Source organism: Pseudomonas sp. 43NM1 (genome assembly GCF_002836905.1).
GTDB lineage: Bacteria > Pseudomonadota > Gammaproteobacteria > Pseudomonadales > Pseudomonadaceae > Aquipseudomonas > Aquipseudomonas prosekii.
The window spans coordinates 68,839-88,979 of sequence record NZ_MKGS01000003.1 but is presented as its reverse complement, the minus strand read 5'-3'; the positions used below and the strand labels follow the sequence as shown (position 1 = coordinate 88,979).

17 protein-coding genes are annotated in these 20,141 nt (G+C 60.5%); 11 read left to right on the top strand and 6 right to left on the bottom strand.

Going from position 1 to position 20,141, the window contains the following annotated elements; translation table 11 throughout:
• Positions 1 to 206 precede the first annotated feature (206 nt).
• The 4 genes from flgB to flgE are packed head-to-tail and all read left to right on the top strand — an operon-like array spanning position 207 to position 3,153.
• A complete protein-coding gene (flgB, locus tag BI292_RS02360; protein WP_092279096.1) occupies positions 207 to 614 on the top strand; it encodes a flagellar basal body rod protein FlgB in 408 nt (135 codons plus the stop codon).
• Positions 615 to 617: 3 nt separating this feature from the next.
• Complete coding sequence (gene flgC, locus BI292_RS02355; RefSeq protein WP_092279098.1) at positions 618 to 1,061, top strand: flagellar basal body rod protein FlgC; 444 nt, start codon at positions 618 to 620, stop codon at positions 1,059 to 1,061.
• 15 nt (positions 1,062 to 1,076) lie between these two features.
• Complete coding sequence (gene flgD, locus BI292_RS02350; RefSeq protein WP_092279100.1) at positions 1,077 to 1,805, top strand: flagellar hook assembly protein FlgD; 729 nt, start codon at positions 1,077 to 1,079, stop codon at positions 1,803 to 1,805.
• A gap of 31 nt (positions 1,806 to 1,836) precedes the next feature.
• Positions 1,837 to 3,153 (top strand): flagellar hook protein FlgE, encoded by a 1,317-nt coding sequence (gene flgE, locus BI292_RS02345; RefSeq protein WP_101206854.1) that lies wholly within the window; start codon positions 1,837 to 1,839, stop codon positions 3,151 to 3,153.
• A gap of 309 nt (positions 3,154 to 3,462) precedes the next feature.
• On the opposite strand, the gene BI292_RS02340 is transcribed toward flgE, so the two are convergent.
• Positions 3,463 to 6,357, bottom strand: coding sequence for a ribonucleoside-diphosphate reductase subunit alpha (locus tag BI292_RS02340; RefSeq protein WP_092279104.1), 2,895 nt, complete (start codon positions 6,355 to 6,357; stop codon positions 3,463 to 3,465).
• A 733-nt stretch (positions 6,358 to 7,090) separates the two neighbouring features.
• On the opposite strand from BI292_RS02340, the gene BI292_RS02335 reads away from it, so the two are divergent.
• Together BI292_RS02335 and BI292_RS02330 are read left to right on the top strand one after the other, a co-directional pair.
• Positions 7,091 to 7,813, top strand: a complete 723-nt coding sequence (locus BI292_RS02335) for a winged helix-turn-helix domain-containing protein (protein ID WP_092279106.1) — start codon at positions 7,091 to 7,093, stop codon at positions 7,811 to 7,813.
• Positions 7,810 to 9,420, top strand: a complete 1,611-nt coding sequence (locus BI292_RS02330; RefSeq protein ID WP_101206853.1) for an ATP-binding protein — start codon at positions 7,810 to 7,812, stop codon at positions 9,418 to 9,420. Before BI292_RS02335 ends, BI292_RS02330 begins: the two co-directional genes overlap by 4 nt.
• Positions 9,421 to 9,579: 159 nt before the next feature.
• Here the strand turns inward: BI292_RS02330 and BI292_RS02325 are convergent, their stop codons facing one another.
• Entirely contained in the window at positions 9,580 to 10,305 is a 726-nt protein-coding gene (locus BI292_RS02325) for a 4'-phosphopantetheinyl transferase (protein WP_218563472.1), read from the bottom strand.
• 174 nt (positions 10,306 to 10,479) lie between these two features.
• On the bottom strand, positions 10,480 to 11,271 hold the full coding sequence (locus BI292_RS02320; protein ID WP_092279112.1) for a dienelactone hydrolase family protein: 792 nt from the start codon (positions 11,269 to 11,271) through the stop codon (positions 10,480 to 10,482).
• 146 nt (positions 11,272 to 11,417) lie between these two features.
• Between BI292_RS02320 and BI292_RS02315 the strand changes: the two genes are divergently transcribed.
• The 3 genes from BI292_RS02315 (at position 11,418) to BI292_RS02305 (ending at position 14,160) form a co-directional block, all read left to right on the top strand.
• A complete protein-coding gene (locus BI292_RS02315) occupies positions 11,418 to 12,020 on the top strand; it encodes an outer membrane beta-barrel protein (RefSeq protein ID WP_092279114.1) in 603 nt (200 codons plus the stop codon).
• Positions 12,021 to 12,139: 119 nt separating this feature from the next.
• Entirely contained in the window at positions 12,140 to 12,817 is a 678-nt protein-coding gene (locus tag BI292_RS02310; protein WP_092279116.1) for a response regulator, read from the top strand.
• Positions 12,814 to 14,160 carry an ATP-binding protein gene (locus BI292_RS02305; protein ID WP_101206851.1) on the top strand — a complete coding sequence of 449 codons (1,347 nt, stop codon included), beginning with the start codon at positions 12,814 to 12,816 and terminating at the stop codon, positions 14,158 to 14,160. The genes BI292_RS02310 and BI292_RS02305 overlap by 4 nt, the downstream gene beginning before the upstream one ends.
• Before the next feature lie 159 nt (positions 14,161 to 14,319).
• Here BI292_RS02305 and BI292_RS02300 read toward each other — a convergent pair whose 3' ends face one another.
• Complete coding sequence (locus BI292_RS02300) at positions 14,320 to 15,318, bottom strand: AraC family transcriptional regulator (protein ID WP_101206850.1); 999 nt, start codon at positions 15,316 to 15,318, stop codon at positions 14,320 to 14,322.
• A 338-nt stretch (positions 15,319 to 15,656) separates the two neighbouring features.
• On the opposite strand from BI292_RS02300, the gene BI292_RS02295 reads away from it, so the two are divergent.
• Positions 15,657 to 16,991 carry a dicarboxylate/amino acid:cation symporter gene (locus BI292_RS02295; protein ID WP_092279122.1) on the top strand — a complete coding sequence of 445 codons (1,335 nt, stop codon included), beginning with the start codon at positions 15,657 to 15,659 and terminating at the stop codon, positions 16,989 to 16,991.
• A 174-nt stretch (positions 16,992 to 17,165) separates the two neighbouring features.
• Complete coding sequence (locus tag BI292_RS02290) at positions 17,166 to 18,347, top strand: CaiB/BaiF CoA-transferase family protein (protein ID WP_101206849.1); 1,182 nt, start codon at positions 17,166 to 17,168, stop codon at positions 18,345 to 18,347.
• A 120-nt stretch (positions 18,348 to 18,467) separates the two neighbouring features.
• Here BI292_RS02290 and BI292_RS02285 read toward each other — a convergent pair whose 3' ends face one another.
• Both BI292_RS02285 and BI292_RS02280 read right to left on the bottom strand, forming a co-directional pair.
• Positions 18,468 to 18,962, bottom strand: coding sequence for a SprT family zinc-dependent metalloprotease (locus BI292_RS02285; RefSeq protein ID WP_092279126.1), 495 nt, complete (start codon positions 18,960 to 18,962; stop codon positions 18,468 to 18,470).
• A gap of 182 nt (positions 18,963 to 19,144) precedes the next feature.
• Complete coding sequence (locus BI292_RS02280) at positions 19,145 to 19,747, bottom strand: Yip1 family protein (protein ID WP_045061787.1); 603 nt, start codon at positions 19,745 to 19,747, stop codon at positions 19,145 to 19,147.
• Between the last annotated feature and the right edge of the window lie 394 nt (positions 19,748 to 20,141).

Genomic DNA, 20,141 nt, shown 5'->3' with positions numbered 1-20,141 from the left:
CGCTGCTTTTGCATCACTACAGGTGATTGATGTTGTCCGTGGCAAAGCGGCAGAAAAGCGGCAGCCAGCGGAAACCGGTTGCCGCTTTTCTGGCATTGCCGCGTTGCCGCTGCCCGCAAACCCCCGGTTTACGGGGTTTTTTGAATTGGCACGCTGCTTGCTATGGTCCAGTTAACGAAAAATCCGGTCACCCGAAGGTTCCCGCCATGAGCATCAGCTTCGATAACGCGCTCGGTATCCACGAGAAAGCCCTGGGCTTCCGCGCCCAGCGTGCAGAAGTCCTGGCCAACAACATCGCCAACGCCGACACCCCGAACTACAAGGCTCGGGATCTGGACTTCTCCGCCGTGCTTGCCGCGCAGAGCGAGAAAACCAAGAACGGCGCATTCGCCTTGAACATGACCAACAACCGTCATATCGAAGCCGAAGGCCTGAGCAATGGCGACGAGTCGCTGCTGTATCGCACGCCGATGCAGCCGTCGCTCGACCAGAACACTGTGGACGCGCAACTGGAACAGTCGAGCTACGCGGAAAACGCGGTCAACTTCCAGGCCAGCTTCACCCTGCTCAACAGCAAATTCAAAGGGCTGGTTGCAGCCCTGCGCGGAGAGTAAGTCATGTCCCTAGCCAGTGTTTTCAACATTGCCGGTAGCGGCATGAGTGCCCAGACCACGCGTCTGAACACCGTCGCGTCGAACATCGCCAACGCCGAAACCGTCTCGTCGAGCATCGACCAGACCTATCGCGCGCGCCACCCGGTATTCGCCACCATGTTCCAGGGCGGCCAGGCCGGCGGCAGCGATTCGCTGTTCCAGAACCAGGACGCTGCCGGTCAAGGCGTGCAAGTGCTGGGCGTGGTCGAGGACCAGGCCGAGCTCGAAGCGCGTTACGAGCCGGGCCATCCGGCGGCCGACGCCAAAGGTTACGTCTACTACCCGAACGTCAACGTCGTTGAAGAAATGGCCGACATGATTTCCGCGAGCCGTTCGTTCCAGACCAACGCCGAGATGATGAACACCGCCAAAACCATGATGCAGAAGGTGCTGACCCTCGGTCAGTAACAAGGGGCGACTCAGATGAGTGTTACCGATTCCACCGCTGGCCTGAGCATGAACGACATTCTGGCGAACTCGTCAGTCAAGTCGAGCAGCTCCACGGGTGACGGCATTGCCTCCGCGACCAACAGCGCCACTGGCAGCCAAAAGCTGGGCAAAGATGCCTTCCTGCAACTGCTGGTTACCCAACTGAAAAACCAGAACCCGCTGGACCCGCAAGACAACAGCGCGTTCGTCGCGCAGTTGGCGCAGTTCAGCAGCCTGGAAGGCATCACCGCGTTGAACGACACGGTGACGTCGATTGCCGGCAACTACAGCTCTTCGCAAGCGTTGCAGGCGTCGTCGCTGGTCGGCCGTTCGGTGATCGTGCAGACCGGTTCGGTGCAGGTCGATGATCCGACCAAACCGGTGACCGGCTCGGTCAACCTGTCGACGTCGATCGCCGGCGGCACCGTGACCATTACCGACAAGGATGGCAAAGCGATCCGCACCATCGACCTTGGCGCACGCGCGGCCGGCAGTGCCAGCTTCACGTGGGATGGCAAGGATTCGAGCGGCGCCGTGGTGCCGGTCGGCACCTACAACGTCAAGGCCAGTGCGCCAATCGACGGCAAGGCCACGGACCTGGCGGTGTATCTGCCGGCCACGGTCAACAGCGTGACCCTCAGCCAGACCGGCGGCGAGCTGATGCTCAACCTCGCAGGCCTGGGCCCGGTCGCCCTGTCCAAAGTTCAAACCATTGGTATATAGAGCCGACTAACCCGGCACAAAGGAGTGGAATATGTCTTTCAATATCGGCCTTAGCGGTCTCTATGCAGCCAACAAACAACTGGACGTGACCGGCAACAACATCGCCAACGTCGCGACCACCGGTTTCAAATCGTCCCGTGCAGAATTCGAAGACGTGTACTCGGCGACCAAGCTGGGTTCGGGCAGCAAAACCATCGGTAACGGTGTGCGCCTGGCCAACGTTTCCCAGCAGTTCACCCAGGGCGACATCAGCAACACCGGCAACGTGCTGGACATGGGCATCAACGGTTCGGGTTTCTTTACCCTGAGCAACAATGGCTCGTTGTCCTACACCCGTGCCGGTACGTTCAAAGTCGACAAGGAAGGTTTTGTCACCAACTCCGACGGCACTGCAAAACTGCAGGGCTACGGCGTCGATGCCAACGGCAAGATCGCCAACGGCGTTCTGAGTGACCTGCGCATCGACACCTCGAACCTGGCGCCGAAAACCACCACCAGCATTGCTTCGACGATCAACCTGAACTCCACTGCAACGGATATCGATCAGGTTGCCAACCCGTTCGACCCGAGCAAATCGGCATCCTTCACCAAGCAGTTCACCACGCCGGTCTACGATACCCAGGGCAACAAGCACGACATGGACCAGTACATGGTCAAGACCGGCGCGAATACCTGGAAAACCTACACCCTGATCGATGGCCGTAACCCCAATGGCAGCGATCCGACCGACGCAGCGACCCCGCCGGTTGCTTCGACCATGTCGTTCAACAGCTCGGGCAAACTGGTCTCGGTGACCACGCCGGCCACGCCGACGCCAATCGTCAGCCCTGATCTGAAAGTCACCGGTTGGGTTCCAGGCACCGTGACCAATGGTGTCTGGGCGCCGAACGGTGCTTCTGCCGATCCGGCCGGCATGAGCATTTCCATGGCCGACACCACGCAGTACAACGCTGACACCGCGCGTTCGATTCCAACGCAGAACGGTTATGCGACTGGCCAGATCACCAACCTGACCATCGACGGCAGCGGTGTGTTGTTGGCCAACTTCAGCAACAACCAGACCAAGCCGATCGGGCAGATCGCGCTCGCCAGCTTCACCAACGAGCAGGGCTTGCAACCGGTGGGTGGCACTAGCTGGAAAGAAACCTACAAGTCGGGCATCCCGGGCTACGATTCGCCGGAAACCGGCACCCTGGGTTCGATCCAGTCCAACGCGCTGGAAGAGTCCAACGTCAACCTGACCAACGAACTGGTTGATTTGATCAAGGGTCAGAGCAACTACCAGGCGAACGCCAAGACCATCTCCACCCAGAGCACCATCATGCAGACCATCATTCAGATGGCTTGATGCGGGTTCGGTTGTAGCGCTGCACAAGGAGCCCCTCGGAAGAGGGGCTTTTTTGTGGCCGGGGTTTGGTCGGCGGCAGATGGATTTGTGTCGGCGGGGAGGGCGCCTTCGCGGGCAAGCCTCGCTCCTGCAGGTGGCAATGATTGCGCCGAGGTATGGGAAACCTGTAGTAGCGAGGCTTGCCCGCGAAGGCGTCAGCTCAGCCAACCCTTTCCTTGGGGCAAAAGAAAACCCCCGGTCCGCCGGAGGCAGATCGGGGGTTTCAGACAAGCGCCTCGCAGCGCTTATCGATTCAACGTACCGCTCGGCTTATTGGCAAGCTTCGCAATCCGGCTCGTCGATGGCGCAAGCCTTCGGCACTGGAGCCGGGCCGGCAGGCGCAGCCAATACCGAATCGTCACCGTGGTTGCCGCCGCTGGAAACCGCGTTCAGCTTGCCGGTGTTGATGGTCGACTTCTCGGTGCTGGTCGCGGCCAGGGCACGGAGGTAGTAAGTGGTTTTCAGACCACGGTACCAAGCCATGCGGTAGGTCACGTCGAGCTTCTTGCCCGAAGCGCCGGCGATGTACAGGTTCAGCGACTGCGCCTGGTCGATCCACTTCTGACGACGGCTGGCCGCGTCAACGATCCACTTGGTGTCCACTTCGAAAGCAGTCGCGTAGAGCTCTTTGAGTTCTTGCGGGATGCGCTCGATCTGCTGCACCGAACCGTCGTAGTACTTCAGGTCGTTGATCATGACCGAGTCCCACAGACCGCGAGCCTTGAGGTCGCGAACCAGGTACGGGTTGATCACGGTGAATTCGCCCGACAGGTTCGATTTCACATAAAGGTTCTGGTAAGTCGGTTCGATCGACTGCGAAACGCCAGTGATGTTGGCGATGGTCGCGGTCGGCGCGATGGCCATGATGTTGGAGTTACGAATGCCTTTCTGTACACGGGCACGAACCGGTGCCCAGTCCAGAGATTCGTTCAGGTCAACATCGATGTACTTCTGGCCACGTTGCTCGATCAGGATCTGTTGCGAATCCAGCGGCAGGATGCCTTTGGACCACAGCGAACCCTGGAACGTCTCGTAAGCGCCGCGCTCGTCAGCCAGGTCGCAGGAAGCCTGGATCGCGTAGTAGCTGACCGCTTCCATGGACTTGTCGGCGAACTCGACGGCAGCGTCGGAACCGTAAGGAATGTGCTGCAGGTACAGCGCATCCTGGAAGCCCATGATGCCGAGGCCGACCGGACGGTGCTTGAAGTTGGAGTTCTTCGCTTGTGGCACCGAGTAGTAGTTGATGTCGATAACGTTATCGAGCATGCGCACAGCGGTGTTCACGGTACGTTCCAGCTTGGCGGTGTCCAGCTTGCCGTTGGTGATGTGGTTCGGCAGGTTGATCGAGCCCAAGTTGCAAACGGCGATTTCGTCCTTGTTGGTGTTCAAGGTGATTTCGGTGCACAGGTTCGAGCTATGAACCACACCAACGTGCTGCTGCGGGCTGCGCAGGTTGCACGGGTCTTTGAAAGTCAGCCAAGGGTGGCCGGTTTCAAACAGCATGGAGAGCATTTTGCGCCACAGGTCTTTGGCCTGGATGGTCTTGAACAGCTTGATCTTGCCCGGGTATTGCGACAGCGCTTCGTAGTACTCGTAACGCTCTTCGAACGCCTTGCCGGTCAGGTCGTGCAGGTCCGGCACTTCGGATGGCGAGAACAGAGTCCACTGGCCGTCATCGAAGACGCGCTTCATGAACAGGTCAGGGATCCAGTTGGCAGTGTTCATGTCGTGGGTACGACGACGATCATCACCGGTGTTCTTGCGCAGCTCGATGAACTCTTCGATGTCCATGTGCCAGGTTTCCAGGTAGGCACAGACCGCGCCTTTGCGCTTGCCGCCCTGGTTGACCGCTACGGCGGTGTCGTTGACCACTTTCAGGAACGGTACAACGCCCTGGGATTTGCCGTTGGTGCCCTTGATGTACGAACCGAGCGCACGAACCGGCGTCCAGTCGTTGCCCAGGCCGCCCGCAAATTTCGACAACATGGCGTTGTCGTGGATCGCGTGGTAAATACCCGACAGGTCATCCGGCACGGTGGTCAGGTAGCAGCTGGAAAGCTGTGGACGCAGGGTGCCGGCGTTGAACAGGGTTGGCGTCGAGGACATGTAGTCGAAGGACGACAGCAGGTTGTAGAACTCGATTGCACGGTCTTCTTTCTGCTTCTCTTCAATCGCCAGGCCCATGGCCACGCGCATGAAGAAGATCTGCGGCAGTTCGAAGCGGATACCGTCCTTGTGGATGAAGTAACGGTCGTACAGGGTTTGCAGGCCCAGGTAGGTGAACTGCTGATCGCGCTCGTGGTTGATGGCCTTGCCGAGTTTTTCCAGGTCAAACGTGGCCAGGATCGGGTTGAGCAATTCGAATTCGATACCCTTGGCGATGTAGGCCGGCAGCGCTTTGGCGTACAGGTCGACCATCTCGTGGTGGGTCGCGCTTTCGGCAACTTCGAGGAAGCTCAGGCCTTCGGCACGCAGGGTGTCCATCAGCAGGCGGGCGGTCACGAACGAGTAGTTCGGCTCACGCTCGACCAGCGTACGGGCGGTCATCACCAGTGCGGTGTTGACGTCGGTCAGGGCCACGCCGTCGTACAGGTTTTTCAGGGTTTCGCGCTGGATCAGGTCGCCGTCGACTTCTTCCAGGCCTTCGCACGCTTCAGTGACGATGGTGTTCAAGCGACCCATGTCCAGCGGGGCAAAAGTGCCGTCGGCGCGGGTGATGCGGATCGATGGGTGAGCGTTGACCGCTTCCTCGACCGGCGCGTGGGCAGCGCGTTCTTTCGAACGACCGTCGCGGTAGATCACGTAGTCGCGCGCCACTTTCTGCTCGCCGGCACGCATCAGGGCCAATTCAACCTGGTCCTGGATTTCTTCGATGTGGATGGTGCCGCCCGAAGGCATGCGACGCTTGAAGGTTGCGGTGACTTGTTCGGTCAGGCGGGCAACGGTGTCATGGATTCGCGACGAGGCGGCAGCGGTGCCGCCCTCAACTGCGAGAAACGCTTTGGTGATAGCGACGGTGATTTTGTCATCGGTATAAGGGACGACAGTGCCGTTACGCTTGATCACGCGCAATTGACCAGGCGCGGTGGCGGACAGATCCGAAGTCGAATCAGCGGCCTGCGGCAAGGTGCCCTGCGGGTTCTCGCGAGTTGTGTCGGTTTGCATGGGGGGTTGTCTCCGCATTCTCTATGTTTGTTTGAGCACCGTCATGGTGCTCACCGTTCTGTCCTGAAGCACTACAACCGACGGGCGTCGGGCATATCCACTTCGGGACAGTAGGAAAAAGGCTAATGACGCCGCATCCTTGCCGAAGTTTTTGGCAGCGAGCTGGGCTCGACACCGGATTCCTTTCAGGGGTGCAGAAATGACTGCAACACCCGTACCGTTCCGACCGTTTGGGCCTTAAAAAACGGTGCCATCCGCAAGTGCGGTTTGGGCTTTGAAAAACACGCTTGGTTCAACCGTAAACAGGCAATAAAGCACTTGAGTTTCTGGTCTGAAATATGGTGGGCTTTTTGCCGAAAACCCTACATGTAGGGTTTGGTTTTGCGTCGGGCTACAAGATAGTGCGTTTTGTAGAGTGTTGCAACGTACTGCTTGTGGATAAACCTGTGGGTAAATTGTGTGGGAAAGGTGGAACAGGCGTGTAGGCCGCGACGCTGCTGCATCGCGCGGATTTTCACTGTTTTTCAATCATTGAAAACAGTCGTTCGGATTTTTAAGGGCGCGAACCCTACCACAAAAAAGCGGCTTGTCCGAACGCATTTGCCGACTTGTTTTCTCGCCGGGCGACGTTTATACAATCGGCCAGTGCACACGCATTCTTATCCTCCCCAATCATTACAAAAAAACGGGCGGATCCTTCCTTATAAGTGTTGTTGGCAAGCAGAGGTCACCCGTGGAGCAAGAAGCCTGGCAGGTATTGATTGTCGAAGACGACCAGCGACTGGCCGAGCTGACCCGCGATTACCTCGAAGCCAACGGCCTGCGCGTGTCGATCGAGGGCAACGGTGCGCTGGCGGCCGCGCGGATCATCAAGGAACAACCGGATCTGGTGATCCTCGACTTGATGTTGCCCGGTGAAGATGGCCTGAGCATTTGCCGCAAGGTTCGCGACAAGTTCGATGGGCCGATCCTGATGCTCACCGCGCGCACCGACGACACCGATCAGATTCTCGGCCTCGACCTCGGCGCCGACGACTACGTGTGCAAACCGGTGCGCCCGCGCTTGCTGCTGGCGCGCATCCAGGCCTTGTTGCGCCGCAGCGAAGCGCCGGAAGTCGCCCCGGAAAAACTCCGCCGCTTGCAGTTCGGGCCGCTGATCGTCGACAACGCGTTGCGAGAAGCCTGGCTCAACGACAACGGCATCGAACTGACCAGCGCCGAATTCGACCTGCTGTGGCTGCTGGTGGCCAACGCCGGGCGCATCCTCTCTCGCGAAGAAATCTTCACCGCCCTGCGCGGCATCGGTTACGACGGCCAGGACCGCTCCATCGACGTGCGCATCTCGCGCATCCGTCCAAAAATCGGCGACGACCCGGACCATCCACGCCTGATCAAAACCGTGCGCAGCAAAGGTTACCTGTTCGTGCCGGAAGCCTGCGCAGACCTGCCGCTGTGAACTCGATTTTCCTGCGCATCTACGGCGGCATGTGCGCAGCGCTGATCCTCGTGGCGGTGCTCGGCGTGCTGGCGCTGCACCTGCTTAATCAGGTGCGCAGCGAGCAATATCGCGAGCGCCTGGCCCACGGCACGTTCTCGCTGATGGCCGACAACCTGCAACCGATGAACCCGACCGAGCGCCACCGCGCGTTGCTGGTGTGGGAACGCTTGCTGGGCATTCCGCTGGCGCTGCAAACCTTCGCCCAGACCGACCTCGACCTGACCCAGCGCACCCGTGTGCTGCGCGGGCAGGCGCTGGTCGAACAGACTGGCCCGCACGCGGCGAAGGTCTACCGTCTGGTCAGCGACAAGGAGCAACTGGTGCTGACCGGCGAAGTGCAGCAGATCAGCGAGCAACTGGCCCGCGCGACGATTTATCTGTTGGCCGACGAACTGGTGCGCTACCCGGTCGCCGAGCAACCGCGGCGCCTGGCGCAATTGAAGGAAGACAAGGGTTTTGGTTTCGACCTGCGGCTGGTCAAAGTCGAACAGGCTGACATGGACGAAGACCAGAGCCGGCGCGTGTCTGAAGGCGATACGGTGATGGCGCTGGGCAAGGGCGGCGATTCGATCCGGGTGTTTGCCGGCATGGTCGGCACGCCGTGGGTGCTGGAAATCGGTCCGTTGTTTCAGATGAATCCGTATCCGCCGGAATGGCTGGTGTTGATTGCGGCGCTGGGGCTGAGCTTGATCGGGTTGATCGTTTATTTGCTGGTGCGGCAACTGGAGCGGCGTTTGCGCGGCCTCGAAGCAGCCGCCACGCGCATCGCCAAGGGCAGCCTGGAAACCCGCGTGCCGGCGCGCGGCGCGGATTCGGTGGGGCGGCTGGCGGCGGCGTTCAATGGCATGGCCGAGCACTTGCAGCAGTTATTGGCGATTCAGCGCGAACTGGTGCGCGCGGTTTCCCACGAACTGCGCACGCCGGTCGCGCGCCTGCGTTTTGGCCTGGAGATGATCGGCTCGGCGACCACGCCGCAAGCGTTGGAGAAGTACCGCGAAGGCATGGACCATGACATCGAAGACCTCGACAAACTGGTCGACGAGATGCTGACGTACGCGCGCCTGGAGCAGGGTTCGCCGGCGCTGAATTTCCAGCGAGTCGATCTCGATGCGCTGGTCAATCAAGTCATCGAGGAACTGGCGCCGTTGCGCGCGGAGGTCACGGTGCAGCGCGGTTTGTGTCTGTCCGCCGCTGATTGCGACGACGCCTGGGTTGAAGCCGAACCGCGTTATCTGCACCGCGCGCTGCAAAATCTGGTCGGCAACGCCATGCGCCACGCGCAATCGCGGGTCACGGTGAGTTATCAGGTCGGGCAATTGCGCTGTCGGGTCGATGTCGAGGACGACGGGCCGGGCGTGCCGGAAGCGGCGTGGGAGAAAATCTTCACGCCGTTCCTGCGTCTCGACGACAGTCGCACTCGCGCGTCCGGTGGGCATGGTTTGGGCTTGTCGATTGTCCGGCGCATCGTCCATTGGCATGGCGGCCGGGCGCTGATCGGTAAAAGCAAAAGCCTCGGCGGCGCGTGTTTCAGTTTGAGCTGGCCGAGGAATCAGGAGAAGCGTTGAGGCTTGACGAGCACCTGTAGCAGCTGGCGAAGCCTGCGTTCGGCTGCGAAGCAGTCGTAAATCCTGCGCACGCGGTTTACCTGAAACACTGCGGTGTCTGGTTTGGCGACTGCTGCGCAGTCGAACGCAGGCTTCGCCAGCTGCTACAAGGGGCGAGCCTCAAGCCTTGATACTGACCAGACTCAACAACTGCCCATCTTTCACCGCGAACTGCGCATCCAGCTCAGCCCCATTCCTCCACTCACTGGACAAATCCGTGAGCAAGCGCAAGCGCACCTGACCGTCCGCCGACCATTCCAGCACTTCAGCGTGTTCAAAATAGAAGCGCTGCTGGACGATCGGGTACAGCGCTTTGAACAGGCTTTCCTTCACCGAAAAGGTCAGGGTCACCAGCAGCGCCAGATGCTCACTGCCAGCAGCGGCCATGCGCTGCAGCTCCGGCGGTGTGAGGATTTCCCCGGCCAGGCGCTCGGCGCGTTCGAAGTTCAGTAGGTTTTCCAGGTCCATGCCCAAGCCGCGCCAGTGCGCCTTGTTCGCGACAATCGCGGCGGCGCGACCGGTGCTGTGGGTGATCGAACCTGCAATGTGCGCCGGCCAGACCGGCGCGCGGTCCTCGCCGATGGCCGGCACACAATCCAACCCTTCAAGCTGTTGCAACGCGGCGCGGGCGCACACCCGTCCGGCAAGAAACTCGGCTTGGCGCTTGGCTACCGAACGCTGAATGCTCGCCGGCGGCGCGATGACGCTGCGCTGGAAATCATCGGCGGCCAGTTGCGCAGGGTCGAAGTGCGTGCTGAGCAACACCGTTTCCGCCAGCCGCAATGGCAGCGGCCAATGGGCATCGAGCGGGGTGCAGCAGGCGGGCAGGGCAGGGGTTGAATTCATGGCGGGCATTTTGCCGGGTTGCTCTCAGGCTGGGTAGTAGCAACAGCTTTTGTGGCGAGGGGGCTTGCCCCCGTTGAGCCGCGAAGCGGCTCCCGGCATCCTTCCATCCCAGCCGGTTTTGCGACTGCTTCGCAGCCGAACGGGGGCAAGCCCCCTCGCCACAGGGTTCACTGATCAGCCAAAGATTTTCTTGAAGAACGCCTGCATGTCCGCCCACGAACGCTCGTCCGCCGCTTTGTTGTAGCCGATATCCGGCCCGCCATGTTCGCCATGCCCGAGCCGGTCGGCGTCAGGGTTGCTGAACCCGTGCTTGGCGTCCGCAAGGCTGACGAATTGATAATCGGCGCCAGCCTTGTCCATTTCCGACTTGAACGCGGCGACGTTGTCCGGGGTAATCATGCTGTCTTTCGCGCCATGCTCGACGAGGATTTTCGCCTTCACGCTGCCCGCGGTCGCCGGCGTCTTGGTCGCCAGCGCGCCGTGGAAACTCACCACGCCTTTGAGCGGCAGGCCCTGACGCGCCGCATTCAGCACCACCGCTCCGCCGAAGCAATAACCGATTGCCGCGAGATTCTGCGGATCGGTCTGCGGCTGTTTCTTCAGCAGATCGAGCCCGGCCTGAAAGCGTGCGCTCGCCACCGCGCTGTCCTTCAGCGCCTCTTGCATGAACGCCATCGCGTCCTTCGGATGTTCGGTGTTCTTGCCGCCGCCGTACATGTCGATGGCCAGCGCGCTGTAACCGAGACCAGCGAGATCGCGGGCGCGGCGCTTGGCGTAATCGTTAAGGCCCCAGAACTCATGTACCACCACCACACCGGGGCGCGGGCCTTTGATCGCGTCGTCGTAGGCGTAATAACCGATCATTTGCGTGCCGTCGCTGCTCTGGTAAGGGATTTCCTCAGTCTTGATCGCAGCGTTGGCCAGCGTGCTGGCGGCCAGTAGGGCGAGGGCGAGAAACAGGCGCATGGTCGGGTCTCCTCAAAAGAAAGTGGTCAAATCAGCCTAGTCGATTTGATTCAGCTCAGGTTCAGAGAGCGTTCAGGGGCAGTTCAGGGGCGGGTAAGTAACCTTGCCTCGTACCCAAAAAGCGATAGTGCATAAGGAAACCTCCTATGACTTCTTTGAAAAAACTGCTGTTGGCTTTCACCGTGTTGAGCGCCAGTGCTGCGGCGCACGCTACCGACGATACCTTCGCCGGCCTGACGCTGGGGCAAACCAGCGACAAGGTGAAAAAATCCCACGCCCTCAACGACAACCTCGGCCACCCGAACGCCGACGGTGCCATCGGCAAAGACACCACCTGGGGTGTGCGTCTGGGCAAGCAAAACAACCAAGGCCGCTACTACGCCACTTACGACAACGTGTCCGGCTCGCACAATGGCATTAAACTGCGCCAGGAAAACCTGCTCGGCAGCTACGATCTGTTTTACCCGGTGGGCGGCAGCACCAAATTGTTTGGCGGCGCCACGGCCGGTTTCACCAAGCTGACCCAGGAGTCCCCAGGCTTCAGCCGCGACAGCGACATCGGTTACGCCCTCGGCGGCCAGGTCGGCGTGTTGCAGCAAGTTTCGCAGAACACCTCGGTCGAGCTGGGTTACCGTTACCTGCGCAGCAATGCCAGCACCGAAATGAGCGAACGCGGTGGCAGCAAACAAGGCTCGCTGGCACTTAACAGCAGCGCCCAGACCTACCTGTCCGCCAACTACGCTTTCTAAAAGCAGTTCGCGACAGACCTGCGCCGGGTCACCCAAAAAGGGTGATCCGGCGTTGCCATGTTGACCATTGAGGCATCTGCGCGTGCCTCTGGAGATGTTGTTTTGCCCGGGAGAGCGTTATGAAATTGCTGGTCGTCGAAGATGAAGCGCTGCTGCGCCATCACCTGCAAACTCGCCTGACGGATAGCGGCCACGTGGTCGAATCCGTAGCCAACGCCGAAGAGGCGCTGTACCAGACCGAGCAATTCAACCATGACCTGGCGGTGATCGACCTCGGCCTGCCGGGCATGGGTGGCCTCGACCTGATCCGCCAACTGCGTTCGAGCGGCAAGACCTTCCCGATCCTGATCCTCACCGCGCGCGGCAACTGGCAGGACAAAGTCGAAGGCCTCGCCGCCGGCGCCGACGACTACGTGGTCAAGCCGTTCCAGTTCGAAGAACTCGACGCGCGGCTGAATGCCTTGCTGCGGCGTTCCAGCGGTTTCACCCAGTCGACGATCACCGCCGGGCCGCTGCTGCTCGACCTCAATCGCAAGCAGGCGACCCTCGATGAACAGCCGCTGGCGCTGACCGCCTACGAGTACCGGATTCTCGAATACCTGATGCGCCATCACCAGCAAGTGGTGGCCAAGGATCGCCTGATGGAACAGCTCTACCCGGATGACGACGAGCGCGATCCGAATGTCATCGAAGTGCTGGTCGGGCGCTTGCGGCGCAAACTCGAAGGCCCGGCCGGGTTCAAGCCGATCGATACCGTGCGCGGCCTCGGCTACCTGTTCAACGAGCGCTGCACTTGATTCGCTCGCTTCGCGTTCGCCTGATGCTCGCCGCCACGCTGTTGGCGGTGTTGTTCATGCTCGCGTTGCTGCCGGCGATGCAAGGCGCGTTCAGCCTCGCGTTGCAGGACTCGATCGAGCAACGCCTGGCCTCGGACGTGACCACGCTGATTTCCGCCGCGCGCGTCGAAGACAACCGCTTGCAGATGCCGGCGCAGTTGCCGGACGAGCGCTACAACCTCACCGACAGCCGATTGCTCGGCTACATCTATGACCGCGAAGGGCGGCTGGTCTGGCGCTCGAAAGGCACCCGCGAAGAGAACATCAACTACAAACCGCGTTACGACGGACGCGGTAACGAGTTCGCCAGAATCAAGGAAACCGACGGCCAGGAATTTTTCGTTTATGACGTCGAGGTCAAACTGCTCGGCGGCAAAAGCGCGGCGTTCAGCATCGTCGCGCTGCAACCGGTGCGCGAATACGAAATCACCCTCGAAGGCCTGCGCGAAAACCTTTACCTCGGTTTCGGCGCAGCGTTGCTGGTGTTGCTGGCGCTGCTGTGGATTGGCCTGACCTGGGGTCTGAAAGCCCTGCGCCGCTTGAGTCAGGAACTCGATGAAATCGAAAGCGGCGACCGCGAAAGCCTCACCGAGCAACACCCGCGCGAACTGCTGCGCCTGACCGGCTCGCTGAACCGCTTGCTGCACAGCGAACGCGAGCAACGCAGCCGTTACCGCGATTCCCTCGACGACCTCGCGCACAGTTTGAAAACCCCGCTGACCGTGTTGCAAGGCGTCAGCGAAGACATGGCGCAGCGCCCCGAGGACCGCGATCAGGCGTGGGTGCTGCAATCGCAGATTGAGCGCATGAGCCAGCAGATCGGCTATCAATTGCAGCGCGCCAGCCTGCGCAAAAGCGGTCTGGTGCGCCATCAGGTGCGCCTGCGCCCGGTGCTGCAAAGCCTCTGCGACACGCTGGACAAGGTCTATCGCGACAAACGCGTGCGCGTGGCTTTCGATTTGCCGGAGCACTGTTACGTGCCGATCGAGCAGGGCGCGTTGCTGGAAATGCTCGGCAATCTGCTGGAAAACGCCTACCGGCTGTGTTTGAGCGAAGTGCGCGTCAGCGTCCGCGACACCCAGGGCGGCATTGAGCTGTGCGTCGAGGACGACGGGCCGGGCGTGCCGCCAGACCAGCGCGCGCGGATTCTGCAAAGGGGCGAACGGCTGGATCGCCAGCACCCGGGGCAGGGGATTGGTTTGGCGGTGGTCAAGGACATCATCGAAAGCTACAGCGCCAAATTGACCTTGGGTGACTCGGCGCTGGGTGGCGCGGCGTTTCGGATTCATTTCCCGGCGCTTTGATCTGAATCTGAGGTGTGCCGGCGGACGGCATCGCGAGCAAGCTCGCTCCCACCGGGGACTGTGGTGAACACACTGTGGGTGAACGCCGCGAACCAAATGTGGGAGCGAGCTTGCTCGCGATGAGGCCGGAGAAAACACTCGAGAATCTGCTGCTGAGATTCAATTCTCCTGCGCGCGATAAGCCCCCGGTGTCAGCCCGGTCCATTTCTTGAACGCCCGATGAAACGCCGAAGGCTCGGAGAATCCCAGTTGTTCGGCAATCTGTTGCAACGACAGGTCGGCGCGCCCGAGGTGATAAATCGCAATGTCGCGGCGCAACTGATCCTTCAATTCCTGAAAACTGCTGCCCTCTTCACGCAAATGCCGGCGCAAGGTCTGCGGGCTGATGTGCAACTGCGCGGCCACCGCTTCCAGGTCCGGCCAACGGGAACTGTCGCGGCTGAGCAAACGGCGCAACTGGCTGCTCAAACTGTCGCCGTCATCCGGACGCGACAACAGGTCGGCGGGGGAGCGTTCGAGAAAATGCTTGAGCGTGCGTTCGTCCTGCAACAACGGCATTGCCAGGTAGCGACTGTGGAACAACAGACTGCTTTGCGGCCGGGAAAACTCCCGCGCGCAAGGAAACAGCAAATCGTATTCCGCGCCGTGCTCGGGCCGCGCATAGCTGAACGTCGCTTGCTCCAGCCGAATCCGTTGGCCGATCAGCCAACTGCCGAGGCGATGCCAGATCACCAGCAGGCATTCCGTCAGAAAATGATCCGGGTCCCACAGTTGCGCATCGTCGAGGCTCAGGCGAATCATTTCGTCCTCGCGGCTCAGGGTCAGGCGCGGGGCCTCGGGGAATAGGCTATAAAACAATAAGCCGCGATGCAGCGCCTTATCCAGATTGCGACAGTGGATCAGCGCGTGGCACATCATCGCGAAACTGCCGGGTTTGCTCGGCGCCGGGCCGAAACCCAGGTATTCGTCGTCGAGCGCCAGCCACAGGCTCTGGATCAACCGAGTGAATTGTTCCGGCGCGATCCGCGCACGCGGCTCGTCGAGCAATTCGGGGCTGATCCCGAGTTGTAACAACAGCGCGGAATAATCCAAGCCACGACGGCGCGCGCCGCCAAGGGCGGCGCGGGCGAAATGACTGGCGATAGTGCGTTCACGCATGGCTGGCAGGTCCGTCCGTTAAGCGGCGAATGGTAGCCGCACGGCTCGGCGCTGAACAAGGCGGATATCCGCCATATTGTAGGACGAGGTTAGGTGGTTAGGCGGGAATCCGCCACATTGCGCGGTGCGTTGCAGCGCGGCAAAAACCTGCAGCCCCTGATGTCAAAAGGCTTGCCGGGATTCTCGTGAAGGTGGCACGGGCTTTGCGATACAAGCGGTAGATGCCTGCCGCTGCGCAGCTCGACAAAACAAATCCCTCCAGTGCAGGAGGGTTCGCAATTGAAGTGTCTTGGGCAACAGATGGATGTTGTCATCGGGCACTCTTGAGGAACTTTGCAATGACGACTCGTCAGCCACTGTACAAATCCCTGTATTTCCAGGTGATCGTTGCCATCATCATCGGCATTCTGATCGGTCACTTCTATCCGCAGACCGGTGTGGCCCTCAAGCCATTGGGTGACGGGTTCATCAAGCTGATCAAAATGATCATCGCGCCGATTATCTTCTGCACCGTCGTCAGCGGTATCGCTGGCATGCAGAGCATGAAATCGGTCGGCAAAACCGGCGGCTATGCGCTGCTGTACTTCGAAATCGTTTCGACCATCGCTTTGCTGGTGGGTCTGGTCGTGGTCAACATCGTGCAGCCGGGCGCCGGCATGCACATCGACGTGACCACCCTGGATGCCTCCAAAGTCGCGCAGTACGTAGCGGCCGGTGCTGATCAAAGCGTCGTTGGCTTCCTGCTCAACGTGATCCCGAACACCATCGTCGGCGCGTTCGCCACCGGTGACATCCTGCAAGTGCTGATGTTCTCGGTGATCTTCGGTTTCGCCCTGCATCGCCTCGGTTCGTTCGGTCGGCCGCTGCTGGACCTGATCGATCGCTTCGCCCACGTGATGTTCAACATCATCAACATGATCATGAAACTCGCGCCGATCGGTGCCTTCGGTGCCATGGCGTTCACCATCGGTGCCTACGGTGTCGGCTCGCTGGTGCAACTGGGTCAGTTGATGGCGTGCTTCTACATCACCTGCCTGCTGTTTGTCCTGATCGTGCTGGGCGGTATCGCTCGCGCTCACGGCTTCAGCGTGCTGAAAGTGATTCGCTACATCCGTGAAGAACTGCTGATCGTGTTGGGTACTTCTTCTTCGGAATCGGTACTGCCGCGCATGCTGATCAAAATGGAGCGTCTGGGCGCACAGAAATCCGTGGTTGGCCTGGTCATCCCGACCGGTTACTCGTTCAACCTCGACGGCACCGCGATCTACCTGACCATGGCTGCGGTGTTCATTGCCCAGGCAACTGACACGCACATGGACATCACGCACCAGATCACCCTGTTGGTGGTGTTGCTGCTGTCCTCCAAAGGCGCGGCTGGCGTGACCGGTTCGGGCTTCATCGTCCTCGCCGCCACCCTGTCGGCAGTAGGCCACTTGCCGGTTGCCGGTCTGGCGCTGATCCTCGGCATCGACCGCTTCATGTCCGAGGCCCGCGCGCTGACCAACCTGGTCGGTAACGCCGTGGCCACGCTGGTTGTGGCCAAGTGGGTCAAGGAACTCGACGTCGACACCCTGAACACCGAGCTGGCCTCGGGCGGTCGTGGTATCTCCGACGAGCGCGTTGAAGACGACCTGGGCGTGGCTGAAGGCCCAACCCCAAGCAACGTCAAGTAATCTCAGATGCACTTAATCTGAGCTGTACTGAAAAACCCGCTTCGGCGGGTTTTTTCATGCCTGCGATTTGAGCGTAACGGTCACAGTTGCTGACACATCAAGTGATTGCCGCAATGCGATTGCCTGCCTAGGCTCAAGCCATTGCATACAAGCCTTCGCAAACGGGGAACATTCATGCTCGGTCCACTGGCATCACTCAAGGTTCTGGATTTCTCGACACTGCTGCCGGGGCCGTTCGCCTCTTTGTTGCTGGCGGACATGGGCGCCGAAGTGCTGCGTATCGAATCACCGACCCGCGCCGATCTGCTGCGCGTGTTGCCGCCGCACGATCAAGGTGTGTCGGCCAGCCACGCCTACCTCAATCGCAACAAGCGCAGCCTGGCGCTGGACCTCAAGCAACCGCAAGCGCTGGAGCTGATCAAGCAATTGCTGCTGGACCACGACATCCTCCTCGAACAGTTCCGTCCCGGTGTGATGGAGCGGCTGGGCCTGGGTTATGCAGCGCTGAAGGCGATCAACCCGAAGCTGATTTACGTGTCGATTACCGGCTACGGCCAGACCGGCCCGTACAAGGAACGCGCCGGCCACGACATCAACTATCTGGCGTTGGCCGGATTGTCGAGCTACACCGGCCGCGCCGACAGCGGCCCATTGCCGCTGGGCATGCAAGTGGCGGACATCGCCGGTGGCTCGCTGCACGGCGTGATCGGCCTGCTCGCGGCAGTGATCGCGCGCCAGCACAGCGGGCAGGGGCAGCATCTGGACGTGAGCATGACCGACTGCGCGTTCAGCCTTAACGCGATGGCTGGCGCCGGTTACCTGGCTTGCGGCGTCGAGCCCGAGTGCGAAGAGCAGATGCTCAATGGCGGCAGCTTCTACGACTATTACCGCTCGCGCGATGGTCGCTGGATGTCGGTGGGCAGCCTCGAACCGGCGTTCATGCAGCAACTGTGTTCGGCGCTCGGTCGCCCGGAGCTGGCGGCGCAGGGTTTATCGACTAAACCGGAGCAGCAACAGGCGTTGAAAAATGAGCTGAAAATGGAATTCGAGAAGCATGACTTTGCTGAGTTGTGCGCGTTGTTTGCCGGCGTCGATGCGTGTGTCGAACCGGTTCTGAGCGTCGGCGAAGCGTTGCAGCATCCGCAGTTGCAGGCGCGGGCACTGGTAACGCAAGTGCCGCGCGCGGATGGCTCGACGCAGGCGCAGATGGCGTGTCCGCTGAAATTTTCCGAAGGCTTGCCGGCGCCACGCTTTATCGGCGCGGCGGTAGGCGAGCATACGGATCAGGTGTTGGCGGAACTGGGGTTAAGTGCGCAGCGGATTGAGCAATTGCGGCGTGCCAAGGTGATCGTGTAGCGCCTACCCAGACGCCATCGCGAGCAAGCTAGCTCTCACATGGGGCCGTGTCGCGCCGAATATCCCCTGTGGGAGCGAGCTTGCTCGCGATGAGGCCGGCATGCACACAAAAAATCTGACTTACTCGACGCGCATCTCGCCGCTGAACACCAATGTGCTGCGGCATCGCCGGCACAGATAACGCCGACCCTGGCGCACCAGGCTATGGCGCTGCGCCGAAAACGGGAAATCGCTGTCGGCGCACGGACACTTGTAGATGTACCGCGTCACGCTGCGGCGTTTCACGTCATAGGTGTGGCAACGGTTCGGCGGCAGTTCGTAAACGCCGCGCATGATCAGTTGCCATTCTTCGCCATGCGGCTGAATGCGATCGCCAAACAATTGATGCGCGATCAGGTGCGCGACCTCGTGAGCCACGGTTTGCTTGAGGAAATCTTCGCTGTTTTCCCGGTACAACTGCGGATTGAAACGCAGCAGGTTCTCGTGCAAATGCGCGACACCGGCCTTTTGCCCACGCAGCTTGAGGCTCACCACGGGGCGTTTGAAAGTTCGTTTGAAAAAGGATTCGGCTTGTTGGTAACAGTCTTCGACGCGGGTATTGAGTTGCTCGGGCATGCTTGATGGGTCTCCAGAGGCGTCGAGTATGCCGCAACCCTCGGGACTTGCGAATCAGTCAGGCGCCGAATGGTCGTTGTCCCGAACCTTTTGCGCCAGCCATTAAAAGGCCGCCCGGTGGCGGCCTGTGTTGGCAGATCTTGGTCTGTTGGTCTAGTGCCGTGGCCATTCCTGGCTGATGGCTAATTGGTATAGACCGGCCCCACGCCGAGTCCCCAGACGATCACGGTAAACGCCATGATGGCCACCAGCACCACCAGGCCGACGGCAAGCACTGAACTGGAAAACAGAAAACCCTCGTCCGATGGAATGTTCATGAATGTCGGCAACCCCACATACAGCAGGTACACCGTGTAGCAAATGGCAGCCGTGCCGACGACCATTCCCAGCCACATATGCGGATACAACGCCGCCAAACCGCCGATGAACAGCGGTGTCGCCGTGTAAGTGGCGAAGGCAACGCAACGGGCCAGGCTCGGATTGGCGTCATACGTGCGAGCCATCCAGTGCACAAATGCGCCCATCACCGCCACGCCGCCGAGCATCGCCAGGTACGACATGATCGTCATCCACAGCGCGCTTTCCTGAGTCAGCATCACCGGCGCCCGATTGCCGATGACCCAGCCGACCTGCGTGGTACCGATAAACGCCGAAACGGCCGGGATCGCCGCCAGGATCAGCGTGTGGGTAAGGTACATGTGGCTGATGCTTTCCTCCTGGTCGCCACGGATTTCTTTCCATTCCTGGTCGGGGTGGGTGAAGAGCCCCACTACGTGATGGATCATGCCAGTCACTCCTCTTGTTATTACCATCGCCCCCCAGCGGAGCGCCTACGGGCCAAAGTGGCCAAGTAAGGAAAGGTCTGAATACGTGTGCGACCTTATGTCGGAGTATAGAAAGGTCTGCACGCCACGGGTTGCGGGGCTTTAGAGCAAATCGCGCTGTAAAGATCGCTGTTAATCGCCGGCAGGTCTGTACATTGCACCGCAAACCTGTAGCAGCTGGCGAAGCCTGCGTTCGGCGACGAAGTCGTCGTAAAACCAGCCGCCTCGGTGTATCAGACGTATCGCGTGTACCGGATTAGCGACGACTGCGTCGCCGAACGCAGGCTTCGCCAGCTGCTACAAGGGAGGGGGAGGGTTGAGGTAATCGGCGGCGCTTCGCCCATGCGGGATTTTT